Origin of the sequence: Olivibacter sp. 47, from assembly GCF_030372825.1 — a bacterium.
Lineage (GTDB): Bacteria > Bacteroidota > Bacteroidia > Sphingobacteriales > Sphingobacteriaceae > Olivibacter > Olivibacter oleidegradans.
Genome location: NZ_JAUCNR010000001.1, coordinates 375898 through 400651, shown reverse-complemented (window position 1 = coordinate 400651; position 24754 = coordinate 375898). Strand labels below are relative to the sequence as shown.

The 24754-nt window shown below is 42.2% G+C and carries 23 protein-coding genes; 13 read left to right on the top strand and 10 right to left on the bottom strand.

Annotation, left to right across the window (positions count from 1 at the left end; all coding sequences use genetic code 11):
- Position 1: 1 nt before the first annotated feature.
- From QT327_RS01610 to QT327_RS01590, 5 genes are read left to right on the top strand one after another with little or no spacing between them, the layout of a single operon-like run.
- A complete protein-coding gene (locus QT327_RS01610) occupies positions 2–1696 on the top strand; it encodes a RagB/SusD family nutrient uptake outer membrane protein (protein ID WP_289551773.1) in 1695 nt (564 codons plus the stop codon).
- 27 nt (positions 1697–1723) lie between these two features.
- The gene (locus QT327_RS01605; RefSeq protein WP_289551772.1) at positions 1724–4183 is read left to right on the top strand and encodes a hypothetical protein; all 2460 of its coding nucleotides are present in this window, start codon (positions 1724–1726) and stop codon (positions 4181–4183) included.
- A 27-nt stretch (positions 4184–4210) separates the two neighbouring features.
- Positions 4211–5299, top strand: a complete 1089-nt coding sequence (locus QT327_RS01600; RefSeq protein ID WP_289551771.1) for a hypothetical protein — start codon at positions 4211–4213, stop codon at positions 5297–5299.
- A gap of 6 nt (positions 5300–5305) precedes the next feature.
- On the top strand, positions 5306–6613 hold the full coding sequence (locus tag QT327_RS01595; protein WP_289551770.1) for an FAD-dependent oxidoreductase: 1308 nt from the start codon (positions 5306–5308) through the stop codon (positions 6611–6613).
- A gap of 35 nt (positions 6614–6648) precedes the next feature.
- The gene (locus QT327_RS01590; RefSeq protein WP_289551769.1) at positions 6649–7101 is read left to right on the top strand and encodes an FAD-dependent oxidoreductase; all 453 of its coding nucleotides are present in this window, start codon (positions 6649–6651) and stop codon (positions 7099–7101) included.
- Positions 7102–7169: 68 nt separating this feature from the next.
- Here the strand turns inward: QT327_RS01590 and QT327_RS01585 are convergent, their stop codons facing one another.
- Complete coding sequence (locus QT327_RS01585; RefSeq protein WP_130855319.1) at positions 7170–7688, bottom strand: antibiotic biosynthesis monooxygenase; 519 nt, start codon at positions 7686–7688, stop codon at positions 7170–7172.
- 203 nt (positions 7689–7891) lie between these two features.
- The gene (locus QT327_RS01580) at positions 7892–8302 is read right to left on the bottom strand and encodes a hypothetical protein (RefSeq protein WP_289551768.1); all 411 of its coding nucleotides are present in this window, start codon (positions 8300–8302) and stop codon (positions 7892–7894) included.
- 504 nt (positions 8303–8806) lie between these two features.
- Between QT327_RS01580 and QT327_RS01575 the strand changes: the two genes are divergently transcribed.
- On the top strand, positions 8807–9019 hold the full coding sequence (locus QT327_RS01575; protein WP_130855321.1) for a hypothetical protein: 213 nt from the start codon (positions 8807–8809) through the stop codon (positions 9017–9019).
- A gap of 97 nt (positions 9020–9116) precedes the next feature.
- Here QT327_RS01575 and QT327_RS01570 read toward each other — a convergent pair whose 3' ends face one another.
- A complete protein-coding gene (locus tag QT327_RS01570) occupies positions 9117–9551 on the bottom strand; it encodes a nuclear transport factor 2 family protein (RefSeq protein ID WP_130855322.1) in 435 nt (144 codons plus the stop codon).
- A gap of 413 nt (positions 9552–9964) precedes the next feature.
- On the opposite strand from QT327_RS01570, the gene QT327_RS01565 reads away from it, so the two are divergent.
- Positions 9965–11302, top strand: coding sequence for a carboxylesterase family protein (locus QT327_RS01565; protein WP_130855323.1), 1338 nt, complete (start codon positions 9965–9967; stop codon positions 11300–11302).
- A gap of 35 nt (positions 11303–11337) precedes the next feature.
- On the opposite strand, the gene QT327_RS01560 is transcribed toward QT327_RS01565, so the two are convergent.
- Entirely contained in the window at positions 11338–11910 is a 573-nt protein-coding gene (locus tag QT327_RS01560; protein ID WP_130855324.1) for a TetR/AcrR family transcriptional regulator, read from the bottom strand.
- Positions 11911–12001: 91 nt separating this feature from the next.
- On the opposite strand from QT327_RS01560, the gene QT327_RS01555 reads away from it, so the two are divergent.
- On the top strand, positions 12002–12604 hold the full coding sequence (locus QT327_RS01555) for an NAD(P)H-dependent oxidoreductase (protein WP_289551765.1): 603 nt from the start codon (positions 12002–12004) through the stop codon (positions 12602–12604).
- 167 nt (positions 12605–12771) lie between these two features.
- Here QT327_RS01555 and QT327_RS01550 read toward each other — a convergent pair whose 3' ends face one another.
- Positions 12772–13662 (bottom strand): DMT family transporter, encoded by an 891-nt coding sequence (locus QT327_RS01550; protein WP_130855326.1) that lies wholly within the window; start codon positions 13660–13662, stop codon positions 12772–12774.
- 433 nt (positions 13663–14095) lie between these two features.
- Complete coding sequence (locus QT327_RS01545) at positions 14096–14473, bottom strand: hypothetical protein (RefSeq protein ID WP_013667555.1); 378 nt, start codon at positions 14471–14473, stop codon at positions 14096–14098.
- A gap of 351 nt (positions 14474–14824) precedes the next feature.
- On the opposite strand from QT327_RS01545, the gene QT327_RS01540 reads away from it, so the two are divergent.
- Positions 14825–16384 carry a sulfatase family protein gene (locus tag QT327_RS01540; protein WP_130855327.1) on the top strand — a complete coding sequence of 520 codons (1560 nt, stop codon included), beginning with the start codon at positions 14825–14827 and terminating at the stop codon, positions 16382–16384.
- 92 nt (positions 16385–16476) lie between these two features.
- Here the strand turns inward: QT327_RS01540 and QT327_RS01535 are convergent, their stop codons facing one another.
- The 3 genes from QT327_RS01535 to QT327_RS01525 all read right to left on the bottom strand — a co-directional run bounded on the left by QT327_RS01535 (position 16477) and on the right by QT327_RS01525 (position 18772).
- Positions 16477–17736, bottom strand: coding sequence for an RNA polymerase sigma factor (locus QT327_RS01535; RefSeq protein ID WP_130855328.1), 1260 nt, complete (start codon positions 17734–17736; stop codon positions 16477–16479).
- Positions 17733–18080 (bottom strand): YciI family protein, encoded by a 348-nt coding sequence (locus QT327_RS01530; RefSeq protein ID WP_013667552.1) that lies wholly within the window; start codon positions 18078–18080, stop codon positions 17733–17735. Before QT327_RS01530 ends, QT327_RS01535 begins: the two co-directional genes overlap by 4 nt.
- 68 nt (positions 18081–18148) lie before the next feature.
- Entirely contained in the window at positions 18149–18772 is a 624-nt protein-coding gene (locus QT327_RS01525; protein ID WP_013667551.1) for an FMN-dependent NADH-azoreductase, read from the bottom strand.
- A 163-nt stretch (positions 18773–18935) separates the two neighbouring features.
- On the opposite strand from QT327_RS01525, the gene QT327_RS01520 reads away from it, so the two are divergent.
- From QT327_RS01520 to QT327_RS01510, 3 genes are all read left to right on the top strand, one after another.
- Positions 18936–20357 carry a sulfatase family protein gene (locus tag QT327_RS01520; protein ID WP_130855329.1) on the top strand — a complete coding sequence of 474 codons (1422 nt, stop codon included), beginning with the start codon at positions 18936–18938 and terminating at the stop codon, positions 20355–20357.
- A 171-nt stretch (positions 20358–20528) separates the two neighbouring features.
- Entirely contained in the window at positions 20529–22466 is a 1938-nt protein-coding gene (locus tag QT327_RS01515; protein WP_289551762.1) for an ABC transporter permease, read from the top strand.
- Positions 22411–22884, top strand: a complete 474-nt coding sequence (locus QT327_RS01510) for an ABC transporter permease (protein WP_289551760.1) — start codon at positions 22411–22413, stop codon at positions 22882–22884. Before QT327_RS01515 ends, QT327_RS01510 begins: the two co-directional genes overlap by 56 nt.
- A gap of 43 nt (positions 22885–22927) precedes the next feature.
- Here the strand turns inward: QT327_RS01510 and QT327_RS01505 are convergent, their stop codons facing one another.
- The gene (locus QT327_RS01505) at positions 22928–23893 is read right to left on the bottom strand and encodes a DUF202 domain-containing protein (RefSeq protein WP_289551759.1); all 966 of its coding nucleotides are present in this window, start codon (positions 23891–23893) and stop codon (positions 22928–22930) included.
- A gap of 186 nt (positions 23894–24079) precedes the next feature.
- Here QT327_RS01505 and QT327_RS01500 point away from each other — a divergent pair, with 186 nt between their 5' ends.
- Complete coding sequence (locus QT327_RS01500; RefSeq protein WP_289551758.1) at positions 24080–24679, top strand: RNA polymerase sigma-70 factor; 600 nt, start codon at positions 24080–24082, stop codon at positions 24677–24679.
- Positions 24680–24754 lie beyond the last annotated feature (75 nt).

The window sequence follows — 24754 nt, the reverse complement described above, 5'->3', positions numbered from 1 at the left end:
TATGAACTTTTCAGTAAAAACATACATCTATGCAGCGTTTACACTGCTTTTGGCCTCCTGCGGTAAATTGGATCTGAATCCGCTATCACAAGGATCGAGCGAAACTTGGAACTCTACACCGGAAGAGATTGAGATGTCTCTGAACGGTTTGTATAAAGCTGATTTTTGGATGATGGATCAGGATGAGTGGACCGACGACTGGATTTATCGGGATGGGTTAACACCAATTACAAACGCAACGCTTGATGGGCGAACACAGTTTGTGAGCGACTGGTGGAAAAATACGTATAAGTGTATTGCAAGGGCCAATAACATTGTGGCCAGTGTAGACAGGGCGGCAAATCTGCTGTCGCAGGAACAGCGTGATCGTTATGTTGCTGAAGCGCGTTTTGTGCGCGCTTCCCAGTATGCGCGGCTTCTAACGCATTATCGTAATATCATCTATACGGAAACGATGATGGACATTGACGAAGCTATGGTCGCTGAACAAGCCGACCCTACCATGGTGCTTCAAAAGATCTATGAAGATTACGATTTCGCAGCGGATAAGCTAAAGATTAGTTACGGTGCCTCAGAACCCAAACGGGCGACTGCCGGAGCGGCGTTGGCGTTGAAGGCGCGTATTGCTTTGTATATGGGCGATTGGGAAACGGCAAAAAATGCTGCAAAGGCCTGTATGGAGCTAGATGTGTATCGCTTGCACGCGGATTTTTCGGAGTTATTCCTCTCCAAAACGAAGAACTCGATTGAAACGGTTTTTGGATTTCCGCGTTCGATTGTCCTTAATGTTACCAAAGGAGATTGCCAGAACTATGTTCCCCGTAATGCCGGCGGATGGGGAGCGAAAGCGCCTTCATGGGATCTTTTCTGTGCTTTTCTGTGCACAGATGGCTTGCCGATAGACGAATCGCCCCTGTTTGATCCACGAATGCCTTTCCGAAATCGTGACCCCCGTTGTGCTAAAACCATTGTCGAGTTTCAGACACCACATCTAGGTTATATCTATCAGCCACATCCCGATACACTGACGGTCTTAAACGTGACTAATGGCACAAGGGTTGAGAATAGGGATACCCGTTCGGTTGCGCAATACGCTTCTTTTAACGGGCTGCTTTGGAAAAAGGGCATCGATGAGGATTGGTTGAAAAATTCATGGCAGGTGGAACCCGATCAGATTATCATCCGCTATGCGGATGTACTCCTTATGTATGCGGAGGCTAAGATTGAATTGGGCGAATTGGATGATTCCGTAACGGAAGCGATTAATCTGGTACGGGCCAGAGGCTATGGCGTTGACCTCGGCGATACACAAGCCTACCCGGCTGTGCAATTGAGTACGCAAGACCAAATGCGCCGGATTGTGCGGACGGAACGCCGGATGGAATTTGCGCTCGAAGGTATTCGGTACATGGATATCATTCGTTGGCAGTTGGCAGAAAAGGTGCTGAACAGAATAAACTATGGCATGCTCGATGTCGATGATTTGCGGGCGAAAGTGATAAACACAGGTTTATGGTTTTTTCCGCAGGTACCGTTGATTGATGAAGATGGTACGGCCGATTTTTCGGCTATGTATAGCGCGGGACAGATTAAACAGATCGCTGTACGGAAGTTTGACGCAACGCGGCAATATATTTGGCCTATACCTACCAATGAGGTGCTAACCAGCGGTTTAAAACAGAACCCTAACTATTAATTCAATACCAAAAGAAAGATGTTACAAATGAAAAAAATAGTAGGTTATGCGCTGCTGTTCTGCTTACTGAGCGCTTGTGCAGTACAAGAACCTAAAGAGCCGGTCCGGATCAGTGGCATTTATCCGCATCTAGCAATGTATAATGATGAGGGCGAATGTGGTACGGGCGCTGTGGTGCCTTGGCAGGATAGGTTATGGGTGATTACTTATGGTCCGCATCTCCCTTTCGGCTCTTCAGACCGTTTATATGAAATAAAGGAGGATATGGAACGGACAATCCACCCGGAAAGTATCGGTGGTACGCCTGCCAATCGTATGATTCACCGTGAAAGTAAACAACTGTTCATCGGCCCATATGCAATTGATTCGACTCGACAGGTACGGGCCATTCAGTACAAAGATATGCCGGGTCGTCTGACGGGCAATGCCCGCCACTTGACGGATCCTGCCAACAAAATATACTACGGAACGATGGAGGAAGGTTTTTATGAGGTGGATGTGCATACGTTAAAACCGCAGTGGCTCTTTGCTGATGAAAATTTGAAACCGGAGCAAAGACGGCAGGTACCCATGGCCAATTTAATCGGATGGCATGGTAAAGGGCTTTATTCAGGACAAGGGGTCCTGGTATACAGTAATAACGGCGAACGGGGGGATAGTGCGCTTCATCATTTCAACGCGCCTTCCGGCGGTCTGCATGAGTGGGACGGCAAGCAGTGGAAAATGATCCGTAGAAATCAATTCACGGAAATAACGGGTCCGGGAGGTATTTATGGAAATGTTAATCCTGGTGAGGATCCTATCTGGACCGTCGGTTGGGATCATAAATCGGTGCTGTTGGGTGTGCGGGGAGCTGATGGTTGGTCATTCTTCCGCTTGCCGAAAGCAAGCCATAGTTATGATGGCGCCCATGGTTGGAATACCGAATGGCCGCGGATCAGAAATATAGGTACGGCGGAGAAACCGGACTATTTGATGACTATGCACGGTTTGTTTTGGCGTTTTCCAGGGAATTTTAACCTTAGGCAAACAGCTGGTGTCCGCCCACGATCGGCATACCTTAAGGTGATTGGCGACTTTGCAAGATGGAACGATCGCTTAGTTTTCGGCTGCGATGATTCAGCCGAGCGAGAGTTTCTAAATAAACGAAAGGCAAAGGGCAATATTGAAGGTCCTGGGCAATCGAATTCCAATTTATGGTTTACTTCGTTGGAAAAACCTGATCTGCTAGGACCAGCTACCGCCGACGGCTCGGTTTGGCAGCAAGAGCATATAGGCGCCGGACAGCTCTCCGATCCCTTTTTGTTTGCAGGTTGGCCGATCCGGTCCTGCTGGTTGTCGAATGACGGTAAGGTTGAAACAAGCTTCACGTTTGAAGTAGATCTGTCAGGTAATGGGCAGTGGCAAACACATAAGGTGGTGAAGGTGTTACCGGGAGAAGCGATACAGGTACCCTTTGATAGGGAAGAAAAAGGAGAATGGATACGGATTAAAAATGCAGTGACAACAAATGCTAGTGCACATTTTACTTACGCACAAACTGAAAAACGTGGACGGGATGCAGCTGATCTTTTTGATGGCCTTGCAAAGACATCTACCTTCAACGGTGGCTTATTGTACGGTTTAGGCGATCAACGAAAGGCCATGGGAATGGTGGCCAGACAATACGAAAAGGGTGAATTAAAAGCGAATATCGGATATTATGAACTGAATGAAAAAATGCAGCTCGTTGCCAAGAAAGATGATACAACTGCAAGGTTTATCGAGCAGCGTTTTGCTATACCCAAAAAAGTGGTACATGTAGATAGCGCTTCGGTACTGATTATTGATGATAAAGAACGCAGATGGCGACTTCCAATGGGGAATAAGTCTTTTACGGAATTAATCCATGAGGGAACCTTGCGGATATGCCGCGAAGTGGCTACCGAACGTGACTTGTTTAATTGCCATGGTACCTTTTACGAGTTGCCTGCAGAAAATGCGGATGGCTTTGCAAAGTTGAGACCGGTAGCCTCGCATGCGTTCAACATGAACGATTACGCTTCTTACCGAGGGATGTTGATTATGACGGGGATAGACCCCTCGCAGCTGGAAGTAAACCGAAACGAACATATAATTGTCTCAGAAGATAAGAAGGCTGCGGTTTGGGCCGGTGTGATTGATGATCTATGGAAGCTCGGCAAGCCAAGGGGGGAGGGCGGCCCTTGGAAAGATAGCGAGGTGCGTGAAGGCATCGCCTCCGACCCGTATTTAATCGGGTTCTATGATCAACGGAAATTGAGAATGTCCCACCAGGCAACGGAAAGCGTGATTTTTACTATGGAGGTAGATCCAGGAGGCGATGGTAATTGGATACGTTATAAATCGATCAAGGTACGGCAAGGCGAAAACGTCGATTTTGATTTTCCGCCGTCATTTCAAGCACGATGGATCCGATTTAAAGTTGATCGAGATTGTGTTGCAACCGCTTGGCTTTCTTATAGTTAATTTCGATGAACGAGAAGGTTTAAAATTATGATAAGCATGCTTCGCTACGGATTAAGTTTGTTGATGAGCTATGTATGGCTCGCTTCAGTGCAGGCACAGTCGGCTCGGGAAAGTTATACATTAACAGAGCAGGGTGAGACTTATGAATTGGTGTTGGTTTTTGATGCAGGGAAGCAACCTGTTTATTATTTCCGGGATATATTTACGCCGGTTTGCCTAGACAATGTCTGCAAACCGGTACGCATTAAATTGTTCTGGGATTTGCTGGGTAATTATTTGCGTTATGAAGTGCCGAAGGCGGAACCTTTGACTAAGTTAGATCATAAAGAATTTACGCCGGAAGACCATAGTAAATTACAGGAAATCCTTTCGAACGAAAACTCGCTCTTAAAGGATTTTAAAATGGAAGACCTCGTAGATTCAACCAGTCAAGGCCTATCAGATTCGGTGGACGCAATTACCGGTGCTACAAAAAACACCGTGAAAGGAGAGGTTATTGAGGGAGCTTTATATACCTGCTATACGCTATGGCACCTGGCACATGGTACGACTCCGGGCGAAATTCTAAAAATTACGCAGAGCAAGTTGAATGACGCCTTGCTGCATCACTTTTTGCGGAGCGACAACTACCATTATGTGTATTTTGCGCTGGGCGAGGTGATGGATACGGAAGGGTTGGTACGTGCAGGCTTTCTAACGGATGTGCTGACTTTGTTGGAAAGCGATAACGTGTTTGCCGCCCGCCGTGTTTGGGAACGGATCAACTTAAGTTATTTTGCCACAGACAAAATGCAAGAGCAATTATGGCGCGTTTTTGACCGATCACCTTATATGCAACAAGTAGCTATGTTAAAAAAGATAAGCGAACTGAGTCTGGATTCGGCTGTGGTATTACAAATAGTTGATTACTTACCGCAACTAAATCAGGCCCTATTCAAACAAGCACTGTCAGTATTGGCTAGTCAGGAAACATTATCGAAGGCAGCACAGGAAAAGTTGATGGCTTATCTTACTGCACCGGATAAAGAAAGAGCAAGAGCAGTATATGAAGTGATGAAGCAGCATAAGCAAATACGTGAAAATTTTAACGAACAATTAAGAACTTATAAACCATAAAAAATCATGATAAAACTTATTTTTAGCAGGCATCTACTAAGCTTTGTCGTTTTCTTCTGTATGCAACGTTTGGTAGCACAGGAACAAATATTAATAGAAGCGGAGTCTTTTAAACAAAAGGGAGGATGGGTAATTGACCAGCAATCGTTCCCCGTCCTTCACTCTTCGTATCTGATGGCCCATGGAATGGGCAGGCCGGTTGCAGATGCGAAGACGACGGTGAAGTTTCCAAAGAAGGGTACTTACCGAGTGTGGGTGCGTACAAAAGATTGGGCGCCTTTTCCGGTGGGCCCGGGCAGGTTCAAACTCTTTGTGGATGGTAAGCCTTTGCAGGTAACTTTTGGAGAAAGTGGCGACAGCGCCTGGAAATGGTATAATGGCGGTGACATTAAGGTCGACCGAGATTCGGTTGAGTTGGTGTTACAGGATTTAACCGGATTTAACGGTCGGGTAGATGCTATACTTTTTAATAAGGGAAGTGAGGCTGAGCCCCCAAATGAACTCGCGGCATTGGATATGCTGCGGAATAGACTATTGGGTTTGGCGGCAGGTAGAAAAGAGATGGGAAATTTTGACCTGGTCGTGGTAGGTGGTGGAGTGGCCGGAACCTGTGCTGCTTTATCTGCTGCTCGTTTAGGTCTTAAGGTCGCCTTAATACAGGACAGACCCTTGTTAGGGGGGAACAATAGTTCAGAGGTACGGGTGCATCTGATGGGCGACCTCGATAAAAGTTATTATCCTAAGTTGGGTAGAATTGTACGTGAATTGGATAATGGAGATCCCGGTAACGGCAACCCGAATGCGAAGGAATACGGCGATGCACGTAAGTTTGCAATTGTGAAAGCTGAAAAAAATCTCTCGCTTTTTATCAATACGCATGTTTACCAAGCAGAAACTGAAAACAATACAATTAAAGCCGTTATAGGAAGGAATATTGAGACTAATCAGGAAACGCGTTTTACAGGCGCTTATTTCGCAGATTGTACGGGAGATGGCACCTTAGGCTTCTTGGCGGGTGCTGATTTTAGAATGGGACGTGAGAGTAGAAAGGAAACGGGCGAATCTTTGGCTGCTGATGAGGCAGACGATTTTACCCTTGGAACATCCAATCTCTGGGCATCTATACCGGTTGATAGCGCTACGACTTTTCCCGAGACGCCATGGGCACTTCCGTTTTCAGATGAATACCATATTGATGAAGTGCAATCGGATTGGCAATGGGAAACGGGTTTCGGAAACTTTAACACCATTACCGAAGCAGAACAGATACGAGATCATAATCTACGCGCGTTTACGGAAATTGGTCTTACTTAAAAAATCACAAGCCGGAAAAATATGCTAAGCGTGAATTGGCTTGGGTTGCTTATATTGGCGGAAAGCGCGAATCCAGACGCTTGATGGGCGATCATATCCTTACGCAGATGGATATTCAAGAGGGTAAAATGTATCCGGATGCAACGGTGACAGCTACCTGGACGATAGATCTTCATTTTCCGGACAAAAAGAACAGTTTGTATTTTCCGGACGAGGAATTTTTTGCTGGTACCAAACATATCCGCGTAGCGCCTTACACGATACCTTATCGAAGTCTTTACTCGCGGAATATCAATAATCTTTTTATGGCTGGAAGGAACATTAGTACCACACACGTGGCCTTTGGAAGCACCCGAGTGATGCGTACCTGCGGAATGATGGGCGAGGTGGTGGGAATGGCGGCTTCTATTGCCAAAAAGTACCAAAGCAGCCCACGAGGTGTGTACGAAAAGTATTTATCGGAATTTATGAGGATGATTAAGGATTAAATGAGATGGAGCAAAGGATAGCGACTCTATTCATATAGAAAATAAACAATTATAAACTGATACAATACTCAAGGTCTGAGCCAAGGTTTCATCCACTTCGTCAAGGTGGGCATAACTACCCATGTCAAAAGTAACACCATCAGAATCGCCATGATAAAGAGGCGGGCAATGATAGGCACATTTTTTATGAAAGGGCCAAGTGCGAATGACAAAAATGTACTTGTTGGCAGAACACCGCAAAAAGTGGCAATTGCCATTTTCCACCTTGGTGGTGGCACAGGAGAACGGAACCAGGCTTCAAGGCCGCTAAGCTCGCGGTATAGTGTGTCTTCGGTGACGCTTGACGCATAAGCTTCCCATTTTTTAAACGCATCCGAACGATAGAAAGCATCTCGTTCAGCCTCATCTTTAAAGGTACGGAGAATGCCGATTTCTCGGTTTTCCGTACCTGGCAGCGCGGTAATCATGGCCGCGCCATGTACGCCGCCGTGCGCAAAAGAATCACCTAAAAACTGACGCAGTGCTTCTTTAAATTCTTCTTCTTTTCCCGGTAAAATTTTTCGGGTTATTGCAACATGAATAGGCATATGTTTTTATTTATCAACAGGTAAATATCGCATATAATTTTAAGCTAAGCTTAGTCGGATCCTATTTTTTTGTTTTTCCATAGCGCAGCAAACCGCCGCTAATGCGTTCACAATTCCCGAGTTTTTGGTTTTAAATAGCATGCTTTCTCATGATTTAACCAAATGGGCTTTGGCTAGCGAGGGTTAATCTAAGCGAGTTTGCATTATAAGAAAGAACGTGTTTTTATTGTTTTGCTGCGCGACTTATGACGAATTGTTTTGGATGAATTGATTTCTTTTAACACACGGTTATATTCTTCCAATACTTGTATGTATTTTTCCTTCCAGTAGGTGACACTCTCTAAATCCGTAATATTATTGTCTTTCTGAACTGTCGGGACCAATGGTGTGGTTGTATGAAAATCTTCGGTGGAAAACAATTCCGGAAACTCAAAGGAAAAGTCATAATTGAGTGCTTTGCCGATTTTCAATATGATATCCCGTCTCAGTTTGGGTTGACTGAACCAGTTGTACATAGATCGTCTATTGACATTGATCGTTCGACTTAGGTCCGTAATACTATAGCCGTTTCTTCGGATGGTTCGCTCGATGATCTCCCCGTGATGCTTATTCATTTGATACTTAAATATTCAGTTAGGTGCTATGGTTGTTTGGATCCCGAATGGTAACCTAAAATGCATAACTGTAGCTTATAACGCATTCATTCAGCTTTTATTGTCTTCTGCTGACAATACGGTTATATTTTGCCAATTTGTGCGTAAATCATATGCATGGGCCCACTTTGGCAGCAGGGCGTCTTTAGATGCCCCAATACGTTGAATAAAGTCAACGTATTGGGGCATGGTATTTAGTGCCCATGATGATCTGTCCTAAAATTAAGCACATTGGTTGACATACATTGTTTTCTTCCTTGTTAGTTACGACGGCAATAAGAAGAGTGTAAATACCCTATAACTCTTTTATAGAATAGAGCGTCAACTGAATCACCGGCAATGAATTTGCGCTGACATTAAAAGCTTATGAAAATTGTGAACAGCTTGTTACATTTTTAATAGTGGAATCGTTATAAAGAGAGTGTATACCGAAAGGTAAAGGGTAGGATTTTAATTGAACAAATTATGCAAAATTTTTGGATGAAAGTAAGGGGTGACTTTTACAACGTCAATATAACATCGATACAGGGCATGCAATTATGTATGGTAGACATTATGAACGAGCAAGTTACTTTTGAGTTTCCACAAAAGGAGGCCTGTCGTTTTCAAGCAAAGCGTGTCGACCCGAGTTTATTAAGAGAATTTGCACATAGGATTGAAAGTTATCTGCAAAGTTAACTCGGCAAATTAAAACCGGTATCTCTATGTTTAGATGGCGCTTAAGAAGGGCCCCGCTAAAAGACGGAGCCTTCCATATTTTTTATAGTGGACAGTTTTATTCGAAGGTACTTATAACCTGGTTGATCTGATAGCCCTGATCGGTTTGCGAGATGGTCACATAATCGATGCGTGAAAACTCTTTGTATTTCATTTCGATTTTAGCAATCGTTACGCCATCGTTTTCTTCTAAGATACTATAATCCGTTTCGCAATTCTGCTGTACATTTCGTTGATTTTTTAAGAAACTGACTAGCTGTTTTTTGTTAAAGCTATTACCCTTTTTTCTTTGCACAATGCGCTGATGAAACTGTTCACTAAATAGTTGCTCTATGTTAGTAAGCTGTCCATTGGTTACAGCATCTGAATAACGATCTAAGGTTTGATTAATAGCTGCTATATTGGAGCGTTTGGCCGGTTTAGGTGTTGCAGAAAATGCAACAGTACCTGTTAATACAATGGCTGCGATGATGGAGGTGATGAACGTTTTCATAATTGTAAATTTTATCGAGTTAATTTTTTAGTGTTCTATGCCAAGTGCATGACATAATTGTTCCGCTTTATTTAAAATGTTGTCTTGTAGTTACTTATGTGTTTAAGCTGTTCTCGTTTCTGTACGAAAACGTACATCATCTGTCCTATGGCGGACAGCGTTGGGTGCTTGCATGTTTTGCTTTGAACAACATCTTGATATTTATCTTGTTGATTCAAATCTAGGAAGTGGATTGCGCTTGGCCGAGAAAAAATAGGTGAACAGCAGAAAATAATCGGTAAATGGAGGCGTGAGACGGTGAAGAAACACATAGGTTTGTTGGAACGCTTCTAAAAGATAAGCTAAGGTCATATATAACGACTATTTCCTATATTCGCAGCTATAAGGTATACATAAGTTGCCTTAAATCATAAATGACCAATACGAGTTTTAGAACGTTAGCGGGCACGATACAGGGATGGCAGGATGGAGCTGTTATAAGGGCGACAGGTATTCCCTATGCGATAGCAGAGCGCTATGAAAAGCCCCGGGAGATAATCGGTTTGGGCAGTATAGAACCTTATATGGCGACCAACTGGTCGCCGGCTTGTCCACAATCCTTTTCTCCTGTATTAAAGGAGGTGTTTGGCATGGATATGATGGATGAATTGCCCCTGAATGAGAATTGTCAGCACTTGTCGATTACAATTCCCGCTAGTACCCCTGTATCAGCGGGCTTGCCGGTAATGGTCTGGATTCATGGAGGTTCATATCTTACCGGTGCAGGGGATATGACAGCTTACGACCCAGCCTTGCTTGTCAGTGAACAGCAGGTGGTGGTTGTTAATGTGACTTATCGATTAGGTTTATTTGGTTTTTTAGGGGGATATAATGATATACCGGCGAATCTGGGACTGCTTGACATTATAGCTGCGTTACGGTGGATAAAAAGGCATATTGACGCGTTTGGCGGAAATCCGGAAAATATTACCCTTTTTGGTCAGTCAGCGGGTGGCGATGCCATTGCGCACCTGATGTTAGCGGAGGGCGTAGAAAATCTATTTCATAGAGTCATCATTCAAAGCGCACCTTTAGGGATCAGGAAGGGAAAAGCATCACTTACTGAAACCTTGATAAAGAAAGTGGCTGCTTTCCCCAAAAATTCACCGGTAAACAAGCTTTTGGATATACAGAATACGATGCTATTTTCCATGAAACGGGTAGGATTGAAGGGGGGAATGCCTTTTGGTGTCCAATATGGATTTGAGCCACTTCCTCACGAAGAAAGGACAGAAGAGGTTTGGCGAAAAAGGGCAAATCAATGGGATATACTGATCGGGTGGACAAACCGCGAAACAGCGCTTTTTGCTCCCTATATTAAGCTGGTACAACACTTATCTTACGTGCCTGTGTTCGGTAAAGCGATGTTAGAATGGCTGATCCGTAAGACAACAGATAGCGTGTACCGAACTTCAGGAAGAGCTTTTGCAGAATTAATGGCAAGCGGCCATAGGCAAGTGTATGAATATCAGATTGATTGGGGCGAGAAGAAAAATAACTTTAGAGGAGCGCATGTGATTGATATCCCGCTTTTATTCGGTAATGAGCAGCTATGGAAGAATGCGTTGTTTTGCAAGGGAAGCTCGCCTGAAGAGCTACGCCTTGCCGGAAGACGTCTGCGTACCGTATGGGCAAACTTTGCGCGGACCGGCGTCTTGGAGGAAAAAAAGACGATACCTGGACTTATTAGCTATAAACGCGTAAACGTTTAAAAGCTCGTCTATTTCGAAGGCCTCATAAAGGGAGGTCATTTCTTCCTCGTCATCTGTGATATAATTTCAGACAGCATCTCCACAATTGCGTTCCGTTCGAGCGGTAAATCTGCGCCCATGATCTCATAACCATCCGCGTAAGGAATCAATAATGATACTACTTTTTCAGGACAGGGAGTAAATTGCGAAATCAATTGAACCAACCAGTTCGCATAATTCCTGTAGAAGCGATGAACGGTTTCGGCGAGTTCTTTGTCTCTCAACATAAGGGCCCAGAGCTCTCGAAAAATGCTATGATCATAATCGTTAATTCCGTCTACAATCAACATCTCAAGTAATTTTTTAATGAAGCCGTTAGTGGATGCACGATCGTTTACATTAATGGTAGACAGTTCACTGAGTATTGTTTTCTCACATTGCCGAAAGAAAAATTCGCACATCGCTTGAAATAGCTTGGTCCGATCCGGGAAATAGTATTGCAAATTACTAAGTGTTATACCCGTTTTATTCGCAACCTGTCGCATCGTTACACCACTACTTCCTTCTGCTTTTAAAATCGCTATCGTCTGTTTAAGAATGTCGGCCGTTACGTTTTCTCTTTTTGACATAAAGAAGATAAATCAATTTTGCTTTATAGGTCATTTGACCTATTTTTGTTTTGGTCATTTGACCTGTTTTTTGATATACAATTTAAATATAATGGAAAAAAAGAATATTTTAGTGATTAACGGTCATCCTGACAAAGAAAGTTTTAACCAATTGATTGCCGACCGCTATATAGATACAGCGGTTTCTTTCGGTGCAAATGCGCGCAGTCTCATGCTGGGAGAGCTCGATTTCGATCCCAATCTCAAGTATGGTTATAGAAAACGTATGGAATTAGAACCGGATCTATTGATGGCCTTAGACAATATTTTATGGAGTGATCATCTGGTTTGGGTTCATCCTTTATGGTGGTGGAGTTATCCGGCTGTGATGAAAGGTTTTATTGACCGACTCTTCCTTCCAACAATTGCTTTTGAAAGCAGAGACGATGGTTCTTATAATAAATTATTCAGTGGCAGGACGGCTCGAATTATCTGTACTGCTGATACATCGGAAGAGGATTATATTGAACAGTATAAAGGTTCCGCTTTTTTACAGCTGAAGGAAGGGACCTTGGAGTTTTGTGGAATTACGCCGGTGTACACGACTTACTTAAGCCCGATTTATCAAGTGGGTAAAGAGCGCTTGGATCACTACCTAGAAATTGTTTCGAAGACTGCGGAAGAAGATATTCATCGGTTGAACATGAGCAAGTAGCGGGAGTAGGCCCTGCTGCGACAATTATTCAAATCGTTCAAAATTAGCCCGCGAAGGCGTTGGTAGGTCTGTCTAGTCGGTTGAGATAATAGAGCGGTTAGACTTTTTAATTTCGCCATGATGGACTATCAACGGAAATGAGGTTTAGGGTCAATACGGAATAATTCCTACGATTTGATTCTTGCCGTCTTCAACCGTTTTCTCCGAGCGATTAATGATTGTAGTACAACCGACGTCATCACGAAAGTGCAACCTACATAAAACGATAGGTTCACTTCCTTACCTTCATTAAATAGCCAGAATGCCAGTATTATGGCGTATATCGGTTCCAGATTAAAACTCAAGTTGACGGTGAATGCGGAGATCTGTTTTAAACTCTCTGCAAATAGCATATATAAAAGGACGGTACAGAATAGTGCTAAGAAAAGCAGGTATAGGAGATCGGTTAGACCGGGAAATAGATTGTCTGTTGGAAAATAACGGAGATACAGTGGCATTAACAACGCTAAGACGCAAGTTCCGCTAATCATCTGATAATAGTTAATGACTTTACTGTCATAATTTTTGACCAGTCGTTCATTAAAAATAGTATAAAGTGCTGCAAAGGAGGAAGAGATCGTTCCAATCAGAATACCGAGTTGATAAGAGGTGTCAAAATGAAAGATTAAGCTGATACCCAGCAACGTCAAAGCACTCAGGACAAGTTCCGTAGGTACAAACTTTTTTTTATTGATTAGCGGTTCGAAAATAGCTGTGAAGAAGCTGGTGAGGCAGTAGCATACGACGCCAATGGATACGTTAGCATACTTGATGCTTGCATAAAACAGCACCCAATGGGTCATCAGTAAAAGTCCGACCTTTCCGATCGCTATTTTTTCCCGAAAATGAAGTATTCGGTCTTTGCGCGTAAAACGAAGAATGACGAAAAGAATAAGGGACGCAAAGAGCATTCGATACCATACGAGGAGCCCTTCATTGAGGGTAATAAGTTTTCCAAAGATACCGGTGAAGCCAGCCAGAATTACAGCAATATGTAATAGCAGATATGATTTTTTCATTTGAATTGCCTATTTATTGATGACGGTTAACGTTTTTTTATAAATGATATGCGTATTACAACAGCGGATTCTTATAACCCGAGTACGCAAGTTCATGTTGAAAAACTAACAGGTTGGCGGGGGAAGGCAACTCTTGCTATTCATACTAATAGATGTTTTTGCAAATAAAAGAAATATTTTCCGATTTTTATCAGCTAATTTGCTTTCATGTGAAGAGCAAAATTATGAATTTATGCAATGGAATGGGGACGAATGCGTCAGAAAGAATATTGAATCGCTTCCTTCTATACAATAGCTAATGAAAGAAAAAGTTTTTGATTTATGTGTAGATGAAATTTGGAAGTTTTGAGAAAAAAGAAAGGAGGGTGTCTAAAGGGTGACAGGTTGAACGTCACCTTTCTTGTGAACACCCTCTTTCTCGTTTTTACTCGTTTTAGGCTAGGACGGTAGTTCTACCAAATTGTTGTGTTTGTCTTGCTAAGGCAACATTATACTCTTCCAAAAGGCTGATGTATTTGTCTTTCCAATAAGAGATCTCTTCGACCTGTTGAATGGTGGCTGAAAAGTTCTGCTTACTTTTTTCAATTTCGCGTTGAAAGTCTTCAGAGGTGAATAGTTCGGGAAATTCTTTAGAAAAATCATGACGAATTGCGACTCCGATTTTAAAGATGATCTCAGGTTTGAATCTTGCCTGAGCAAACCAATTATAAATCGATCGTCTGTTTACTTTCATCATCCGACTCAATTCACTGATACTGTAACCGTTTCTTCGAATCGTCATTTCGATAATTTCTCCATAATGCTTGTCCATAGATAGTATTTGTTTTTTTGTGATGCAAAGATTGGGAAAAACGGAGAAATAATCTACAGGTGGAATACTGTAAATGGCACAGGAAAAACCCTGTTTTTTGAGAAAAAATGATAGGTATATTGCTTATTTGTTCGATAATTGTTATCATAATCTCACATGGCCAATTAGTGAAGCGCGTAAGAATGTGACGAACCGCGAAGTGCTTATTAATAAAGTGCATCGAAGGCAGTGGGCCACATCCTAAGTAGTTTGTTCTTCAAATCAAGATCTATATACCTATAAACAAAGGAGATGCTGACACCGCATTTGAAAAAAATATTGTAGATTTAGCGGTGAACGATAAATAAAATTATGGTAAAAAAAATTAGTATTTGCTTGCTTGCATTCGGAATTGCGCTGGCTAGCTGTAATCAAAACACAAAAAAGTCAGAAGGTAAACCGCAAAAACCCAATATTATATTCATTTTTTCCGATGATCACGCTTACCAAGCAATCGGTGCCTATGGTAGTAAATATGCACGCACACCGAATATTGATCGCATTGCAAAGGAAGGGGCTATCTTTAATAATTTCTTAGTAACGAATTCGATCTGCGGACCCAGCAGAGCAAATTTACTGACGGGAAAATACAGTCATGAAAATGGTTACTTGGGCAATGAAGGGAAATTCAATGTAGAGCAACAACTCTTTAGTCGTTTGTTAAAACAAGCAGACTATCAGACCGCTTGGATCGGTAAATGGCACTTAGGGACATTGCCCGGCGATGCCTTTGATTATTGGAATATCTTACCTGGGCAAGGGCATTATTACAACCCTGATTTTATTAACCAAGCGAATGATACTACCCGAATTGAGGGATATGTGACTAATATTATTACAGATCTAGCGACGAACTGGTTGGATAGTCGTGATACAGATAAACCGTTTTTCTTAGTGGTAGGAGAGAAGGCTACCCATCGCGAATGGCTACCCGATCTAGAAGACTTAGGAGCTTACGATGATGTTAATTTTCCCCTGCCGGAAACTTTTTATGATGCTTATGCAGGAAGAAAAGCAGCAGCGGATCAGGATATGACCATCGAAAAAACGATGCGCTTAAAACAAGATCTAAAGGTGAATTTAGATTATGGAGTTAGTAAAAATGGTGTCTATAATCGTTTTACTGATGCACAAAAGGAGCGTTTCAGTACCTACTATAATAAAATATCGGAGGAATTTGACTCAAAGAAGCTAAGTGGGAAGGCCCTCACCGAGTGGAAATACCAACGTTATATAAGAGATTACCTCTCCACTGCGAATGCACTGGATCGTAACATCGGCAAGTTGTTGGCATATTTAGATGAAAAGGGCTTAGCAGAAAACACGATTGTAATCTATGGTTCGGATCAAGGGTTTTATCTGGGAGAACATGGCTGGTTTGATAAACGTTTTATCTATCAAGAGTCACTAAAAACGCCGTTTCTAATTCGGTACCCCGGCGTAGTAAATCCGGGCACTAAGATTGACCAGCATGTATTGAATATCGATTGGGCGCCTACTTTGCTTGAAATTGCGGGTGTAACGGTTCCAAAGGATATTCAGGGCCAGTCCTTTCTTCCCGTTTTGCAGGCCAATGGAAGGGATGTGAGAACTCGAGAGGCGAGCTATTATCATTATTATGAATTTCCGGAGCCTCATCACGTGTCTCCTCATTTTGGCGTTACCACGGAGCGTTACAAACTGGTGCGTTTTTATAAAGGGCAGAATGCTTGGGAATTGTATGACTTGCAAAAAGACCCACAGGAACTTCATAATGTTTACGAAGACGAGGCTTATCAGACGACAATTGAAGAATTGAAAGATAAACTCAAAAAGTTAATCGACGAATATCGGGATAAAGAAGCGGCTACCGTCTTTTCACAGCAAATTTAAGGAGAAGCGTAGGTTTTAACGGCCGGTCTGTCAGGAGGCTGTCCTGAGTGGCTGGCCGTTTCCGATTCTTTTCCGGTAGATTTCTATGATGGTTACTTCGGTGCTCGCAAGATGGGAAGCTTTGCTCTTAGTCGAATTATTTCTTTCATTAGTTGTTCTTTGGCAGCCGGAGATTGCTTTTTATTTATGGCTTTTTGGTAATGCTCGATTGCCCGGTCTTTATTAATTGATGCGTAAAGATAACCCAATAGCTCGTGCCATCCCTCATGTTGTGTTAACCCGGTTTTTTCTAATTCTTCGATGGCTTTTTCGTGACCGTATACTTTTCCATAAGCAAAAAACCTGTTTAAAGTTCTTGGTGGAGTCGGGGCCAGTTGGAGGAGCTGGTCATAAAGATCAAGAATGTTATTCCACTTTTCTTTATGCAGGGTGGTGTGCCAGTAAGCAATACTTGCCTCCAGATGATAACTTGACATCTCATTACCATGGCATGCTTCAAGCATATAGTAATGCCCTCTTTCAATCAAGCTGCTGTCCCAACGTTCCCGGTCTTGCTCATCAAAGCGGAGCGGCTCACCATGCTCATTCATTCTGGCATCCAGTCGTGAACTTTGATAGCACATCAAAGCCATCAAGGCATTAGCTTGAGCGGTATTTGTTATTTGATTTTCCAATAATAAGAGGGCCAAGCGAATGGCTTCTGCGCATAAGTCTTTTCTTATGATCTGACTGTTGCTTTTGGAATAATACCCTTCATTATAAAGTAAATATAACACTTTCAGAACCGTTTCAGAACGCGCTTTGATTTCCTGCTCATTCAGTTCGTTAATACGAAATTTTATTTTTCGTAGGTTATTCCGAGCACGATACAGTCTTTTTTTTATGGTTTCCGTTTTAGTGAGGAAGGCCTGGGCAAGCTCCTCAACACTAAAACCTGAAAGTATCTGCAAAGCAAGGCATATTTGGGATTCGGGAGAATTGTGTGAGTCGCATACCGCAAACATCATGGCTAAAACGCTGTCGGCAATATATTGTCGCTCTATAAGAGAATCACTTGCTATAAACGACTCACTTAGTTCCTTAATCGTGTTACGCTTAGACTGAAAGAGTGTATCTCGTTTAATAAAATCTTTCGCTTTGTTTTTTGCTACGGTATACAACCAAGCCGCCGGATTATCGGGTATTCCGTTTACTCCCCAATATTCAGCGGCTTTTAAAAATGCATCACTAACGATATCTTCAGCTATTTCTAAGTTGACGAGCCCAAAATGACGACATAATACTGCCGTCATTTTCGTATATTCAGATCTAAAAAGATGCGATAATTCGTTTTCTTTTGAAAAATTGCTCACGATTTTTGCTCGTATAGTTGCACGACTTCTCGTATTTCGATGCTACCTCCGACCTTAAAGATCGGGTTTGTCTTGGCCAATTCAACAGCCTCCTCGATTGTTTCCGCTCGCACGATGAGATACCCGCTGACAAATTCCTTTATTTCGGTATAGGGACCATCGGTTACAACGTGATCGGCGTGTACCGTTTTTGCTTCAGTGACGGATAAGGTATTTCCTTTATTGACCAGTTTATTTTGAGCGGCTAGCCCGGCTAGCCAAGCCATTCGCTCCTGTAATTGCTCGAGCGACGGTTTTTTGTCTGATTGACTACTCAACCTGAAAAGTAAGGTGAATTCTTTCATGATTTTCGATATTTCTTGTTACGACGAATGAAATTTCCAAAAGAGGACAAGCGCGCTAACTTTTTGTATTAAAGTTCGGTCTTTTCAACGATATTGCGGGTAATAAAATCGTAATTCGCCTGAAATCCGGCTTCGGCAGTACCTTCTATTCGAAGTGAAGTTATGTCATTGATTCCAATAAAACCTAAAATCGTAAAGAGATAATCTTCAATATAGTTCTTAATGGGATCGGAAGTGCTGTCCGGATAGCGGCCTCCTGTACTAATGGCTAAAAAGGCCTGCTTATCCGGGAATAATCCAATACGCTTACCATCGGGCAGATATCGAAAGGATTCACCCAGCCGAACCAACTGGTCGATCCAAGCTTTTAATGCGGCATGTATAGTGAAGTTATACATCGGTGCGCCTATGACTAAAATATCGGCGCTTTTAACTTCCTGAAGAATTTTGTCGGAATACATAATAGCCTGACGTTCTGCCTCGGATCTGTTGTTCGCTGTGTTAAAAAATGACGACAGATGGGAAACTGTCAAAAACGAAGGCTGATCTTGTAATAAATGGTTTTCCACGACTTCACTTTCCGGATAGGCTGTTAGAAGTCGTTTAATGATAGCGCGCCCCAAACGAATACTTTGCGATTCTGCTCCGCGCGGACTAGAGATTACGTGTAAAATGTTTTTTTTCCGGTGCATACATGATGTTTTTATTATATGCATGACGACCGAACTCAATAAAAGGGGACACTGACAGACCACAGTAAATAATTGAGACAAAACTGCTAAATTTTGATCAACTTATCCTTTGTATGTTTCTTATCTTTGGATAAGGACCGCCAATTAACCATGTTTACGACATATGATGATCATCTTACTACGCACTAACTTTATTTCAGTACGGATTTTAAACGCTCTTTTGCTTTTAGCTTTGCTTGTCGCTTGTTTACAACGCGCGCAAGCGGCCCTTCCTAATAAAGACGAAAAGCCGAATATTATAATAATAATGGCCGATGACCTTGATTCCAAACAATTGAGCTGCTATGGTGGGGTCAATATAAAGACAAAATATATTGACCAACTAGCCTCCGAAGGTATGAAGTTCAACACCCTTGTTGCTTCCGAAGCTATGTGTGTGCCTACTAGAGCTTCACTGTTTACCGGCCTGTATCCCGCCAGACACGGTGCTTATCAAAATCACAAACAAGTTTATCCGGAGCTAAAAAGCATCATCCATTACCTGAATGCGGTTGGTTATCGGGTCGGTCTTGCCGGTAAGGATCACGTTACTAAGCCGGTTTCCATATTTCCATTTGATCGGGTAGGTGGCTTTGAGCCGAATTGTGTGTCTCAAACAGATAATTATACCTTAGATAGCGTGAGGAGCTATATAAAACAAGAAGACCCCTTTTGTCTTTTTGTAATGAGTATTAATCCTCATGCGCCATGGACTGTGGGAGATCCAACGGAATTCGACCCATCAAAATTAAAACTACCGCCTCATTGGGTGGATACAGATTTAACACGCCGGCAATTCTGCAATTATTTGGCAGAAATACGTCGGCTGGATAATCAGGTAGGTGATATCATTAACGTATTAAAGGAAACGGGTAAGGAAGACAATACCATGGTTATTTTTCTTGGCGAACAAGGTCCGCAATTTCCGGGAGGAAAATGGACTCTGTATGACAACGGACAAAAAAGTTCTATGATTGTTAAATGGCCGGGCGAGGTGGATGCGGGTACTAAAACGGATGCGATTGTTCAATATGAAGATATTATGCCAACCTTGCTAGATATAGCGGGCGGTAAGTCTATAAAAGCACTGGACGGATTTAGCTTTAAGCAGGTTTTATTAAACAAGGCAAGCACACATCGTGATTTTGCTTATGGTATTCACAATAACATACCGGAAGGGCCTGCTTATCCTATTAGAAGTATTCGCGATCTTCATTATAAATATATCCGCAATTTATTGCCGGACTCAACCTATTACATTAAATATATGATGAATACCGACAAAGACAATTTGGCATGGACAAGCTGGGTTCGAAAAGCGGAAAATGATAAGTCGGCGGTACCACTTATAGAGCGAATTGCTCATCGTCCGGCAGTGGAGTTATACGACCTAAAAAGGGATCCGTATGAGTTGAATAATTTAGCGGAAAACCCGGAATACCGCAGTCTACTTGAGAAATATGCCAGACAACTGGATAATTGGCTGGCCTCTCAAGGCGATCATGGGATAGCAATGGATGTGCCTCTGAACAAACACAAACAATAAGATACCCCACGCTTATATGGGGGGTTGGTTTCGTATCTGATACATGTTCGAATCCGCACAATGCTGTACGGATTCGAACAACACCTATAGCGAAAACCGGGAACAGGATGTCTCAAGCGACTTTTTTACCATGGCAGATTTATTGTGCATGACTACGGGGATAAAAATCTTATGTTGCGTTACCATATAAACATTGCTTGGCGTAATTTATGGAAACATAAATTGTATACTTCAATTAACATTGTCGGCTTATCGGTAGGAATCGGTGCTTGCCTGCTTATCTTTTTATTTGTGCATTACGAGTTGACATATGATCAACATAATGTGCATTTTAGGCGTATAGCGCGAATAACAACTACCTTATCCACGCCTGAATCTGATTTAGCATTTGCTACTAGCCCATATCCCTTAGCAGATATTATACGGCGTGAATATCCGGAAACAGAGGCCGTCGTACGTCTTGAGTCATCCCCGGCTGTGGTGCCTTATAAGAATGAACTGATTCGGGAAAAAGGTTTTTATGCGGCAGATCAATCGGTGTTCTCAATCTTTACCTTCTCGTTTATTGTCGGTTCGGCACATCATGCGTTGACGGCACCAAATACGTTGATTTTAACGGAAAGCATCGCAAGGAAATACTTTAATAGTCCAGACCGAGCATTCGGAAATACCCTGCTATGCAATGGAAAACCTCATCGTATTACAGGCGTGATTGCTGATCTGCCAACAAATACGGATCTTCATATCGAAGGATTGCTTTCGGCTAACTTTTCAGACATAAGGACGTGGACTGATCTCGATTTTCCGGTTTATACTTTTGCTCTGTTGAAGAAGGGTACGAACCTGAAGCGCTTCGAATCTAAATTGCAACGAATAGCTACCCAATATGTACAACCGGAACTAAACGGTGTCGGTGCGAATGATTATCGTATTCGTTTCCAAACGGAGCCGCTTGCTTCAGTGCATTTTAGTCAACGAAAGCTGATGGATACAGTGAAGGGAAATAAGCATTTCAACAATGTCTTTTCCTTATTAGCGCTGCTTATACTCCTTATTGCCCTACTGAATTATGTTAATTTATCAACTGCCGCCGCTATGGAAAGGAACAAGGAAGTAGGGATCAGAAAGGTGGCGGGAGCACGACCTATTCAATTGATCAGACAATTTGTGATCGAGTCGTTCTTGTTGATCGCCACAGCTTGGGTGATTGCCACTATGTTGGTGTCGTTGTTAATTCCGTACTTTAACCACCTATTGGGGACTGCTATCGCTTTTGAATGGCAAGAATATGGTCTTTTTCTACTAGGTGTATTTGTTTTAACTACGTTATTGGCAGCAATTTATCCATCCCTTACGTTAGCACGATATGGGCCCATAGGGATGCTGAAAAAAAGTTTTAAAACAAGTATAAAAGGAATAATCTTCCGTAAAGGAATTGTTATTGTTCAGTTTGCTATGGCTACCGCAATGATTATTGGTACAATAGTGGTTTATCGACAAGTAGAATATGTGACGAATACGGATTTAGGCTTTAATTTAAATCAGATAGTAAGTGTACGTGTTCCAACCGATTCAATCGAACAAACAAAGGTTAAGGGATTCTATGAATCTTTAAAACAACTACCCGAAGTGGAAGGAGTAACCATGGGGAGTGGTTTACAAGCCGATGACCTGACGATGGCTACAACCTTTGCAAAAAACAACGGCCAACGAAGGGAGTTAATGTCTAATTATTTTTTGATTGATCCTTATTTTGCGCCCTTATTAAAACTACATTTTGTTGCCGGGAGAAACCTATCTGACAGCTTACACCTGGATCGGGAGCAGGCATTTCTGGTAAATGAAAGTTTTCTGCATGAGATGGGGTGGAAAGAGGCTATTGGTCAACCTTTAGAAGGATTTGGGCATAAAGGAAAAGTAGTGGGTGTTGTGAAAAATTTTTATTATAAATCAATGCATAATCTAGTAGAACCCTTGGTAATGATTTATAATACATTTCCCGCTACTACGATCTCGCTTCGGATTAATTCTCATAGTTTGTCGAAAGTAAAGGATGCTTGGACTAGTTTTTTTCCAAACAGGAGTTTTCGACTATACCTTTTTAGATGAAGCCTATGCAGCGCAATACCGAAAGGACAAAATAACAACCCAATTTTTTAACTATTTTACCTTATTGGCAATCTTTATTTCTTGCCTTGGCTTGTATGCCCTCATCGCGCTGACCATCACTCAAAGGGTGAAGGAACTAGGTGTGCGTAAAGTGCTTGGTGCTTCAACCATGCATATAGTGCGACTTTTATCCAATGATTTCGTTAAATTAATCTGCGTGGCTATTTTAATTGCCTCACCGGTAGCCTGGTGGATGATGAATAGATGGTTAGCTAATTTTGCTTATCGAATGGACATCCCATGGTGGATATTTGTCGTTGCGGGATTGGTGGCGATGATAATTGCGCTATTGACACTGAGTTGGCAAGCAGTTCGAGCATCCTTAGCTAATCCGGTTGAATCTTTACGAGACGATTAGGAAATGCAATAAAGGATCAACTCGTTGCGGTTTATGATAGAACTTATCGTCTAGCGCTTTTCACGGCTCTTTTTATCAGCTTTATGGTGATAATGGTAATTAAAGCAACCAAAGCGATTTTGTCCAGGGATGTCTTGCCGATTGGCCTTTTTTCGCTGTCTTTTGTAGATAACCAGGTAACCGCTGCGCCTACTTCTGCGTGGGAAAAACCCTTGGCGATTCCCGGCATGATATAACTGGCCATATCAGTAAATGTTCGTACGTTCTCCTCATCGGTTACGATGGCCATTTTTTTCCACTTATTGAAGTGTTTGATACCTGCCAACATATCTTGAAGCCAGGCGCTACTATCAAAATTCTGTACCGATGTGTTCAGTACCAGCAAATAATAGATTTCTCCAAAGCTAGCGGCAAGTTTTTGCAAACCTGGATGCAATACCTTTTTTAAATCCTCTCCGCTTACCTCTCCTGATGCTCGAACACCGAAAACATGAGCCGGAAGGTCTTGAATCTTCTCTAACATAAATCTCGTAGCTGTTTCACTAATTTCTAACAGCCCAGGTGTTAAAATGTTTGTATACAGTTGTATCGATGATGACGTGCGAAAGATTGTGAACCTTTGTTGTGCATTAGCGTACACGCTGCAAGAGATATGCCACCAAGATAATACCAAGAAGTATGATAGCAGTAGTAATTCCCAAAATATGCCGGACGATGGTCGAAATCTGCCGGCAAGCAATTGCTGTTGAGTACTCTTGAATCGATAGTAGGCAAACAAGGCAAGCAACATACCGCCAATAACCAAAGTAATTCCGATAATAGACGAATAGCCATGATTGGGCAGTTTGGTACCGGTACCCACTACTAAGGCCAATTGTCGAATGAATAGCGAAAATTTAACGACAACAAAGCCTAAACCAATGGTAGCAATACATGTACGTATCCAAGCTAAAAAGGTACGTTCATTGGCTAGATGATCGTTCGGAACAGCTTTTCTGTCTTTTTCCATCTATTAAATGCTTTATTACATAACAGCTTACCGGTCGAGCTGTTTGAAAAGTTGCAAAGTTTAAGGTTTTTTTGCGTTATTCATTAAATAGTGTCAAAAGCTTAATCGGGTAAATAAAGGGTTGTAATAACAAACTCTTGCTAAATCGTTTTTATTTTCTAAATTAGCAACATATAAACCTGGTGAGTGGCATTGATTTCTCTTGATACGGAAGCCGACCTATTGGTCAGGGTAGCGAATGGTGATGAAAAAGCCTTCGAGCAGCTATTTTATGCTTATTATGATAAGCTGGGGGCCTTTGTTTATCAGCTCACTTCTTCCGATATCTTAGCCGAAGAAGTGGTTCAAGAAGCTTTTATCGAAGTATGGCTCAGGCGCGAATCGTTAAGGGAGATTTCCTCTTTTAGAGGATATATCTTTATTCTTACAAAAAACAGAATGTTGAATGCGTTGCGTAAAATTGCTAATGAAAAACTTCGGAATGAGATTTGGCAGGGGGGATTGATTCAATATGAGTCTGCTGACGCCGGCGACGATCCGGTAGATCGCTACAAGGCCATACTGGAAGAGGCCATCCAAAAATTGCCGCCACAACAGCAGAAAGTGTTTAAAATGAGTAAAATAGAACACCTGAAGCAAGAAGAAATCGCGCGTGTATTGCAACTCTCACCCGAGACAGTAAAAAAACACATGAAATTGGCGCTTAAATTTTTGCGTAACTATTTTGCCGAAGCACGAATCGACCTGCCTTTATTGGTGATATTGTTAAGTCGTTTTTTACGTTAAAAAAAAAATCGACCCATTACCCCTTTTTACTTTTGACTGTGTCTTTAAGATAAATAAACCAATAGGCTAATTGAT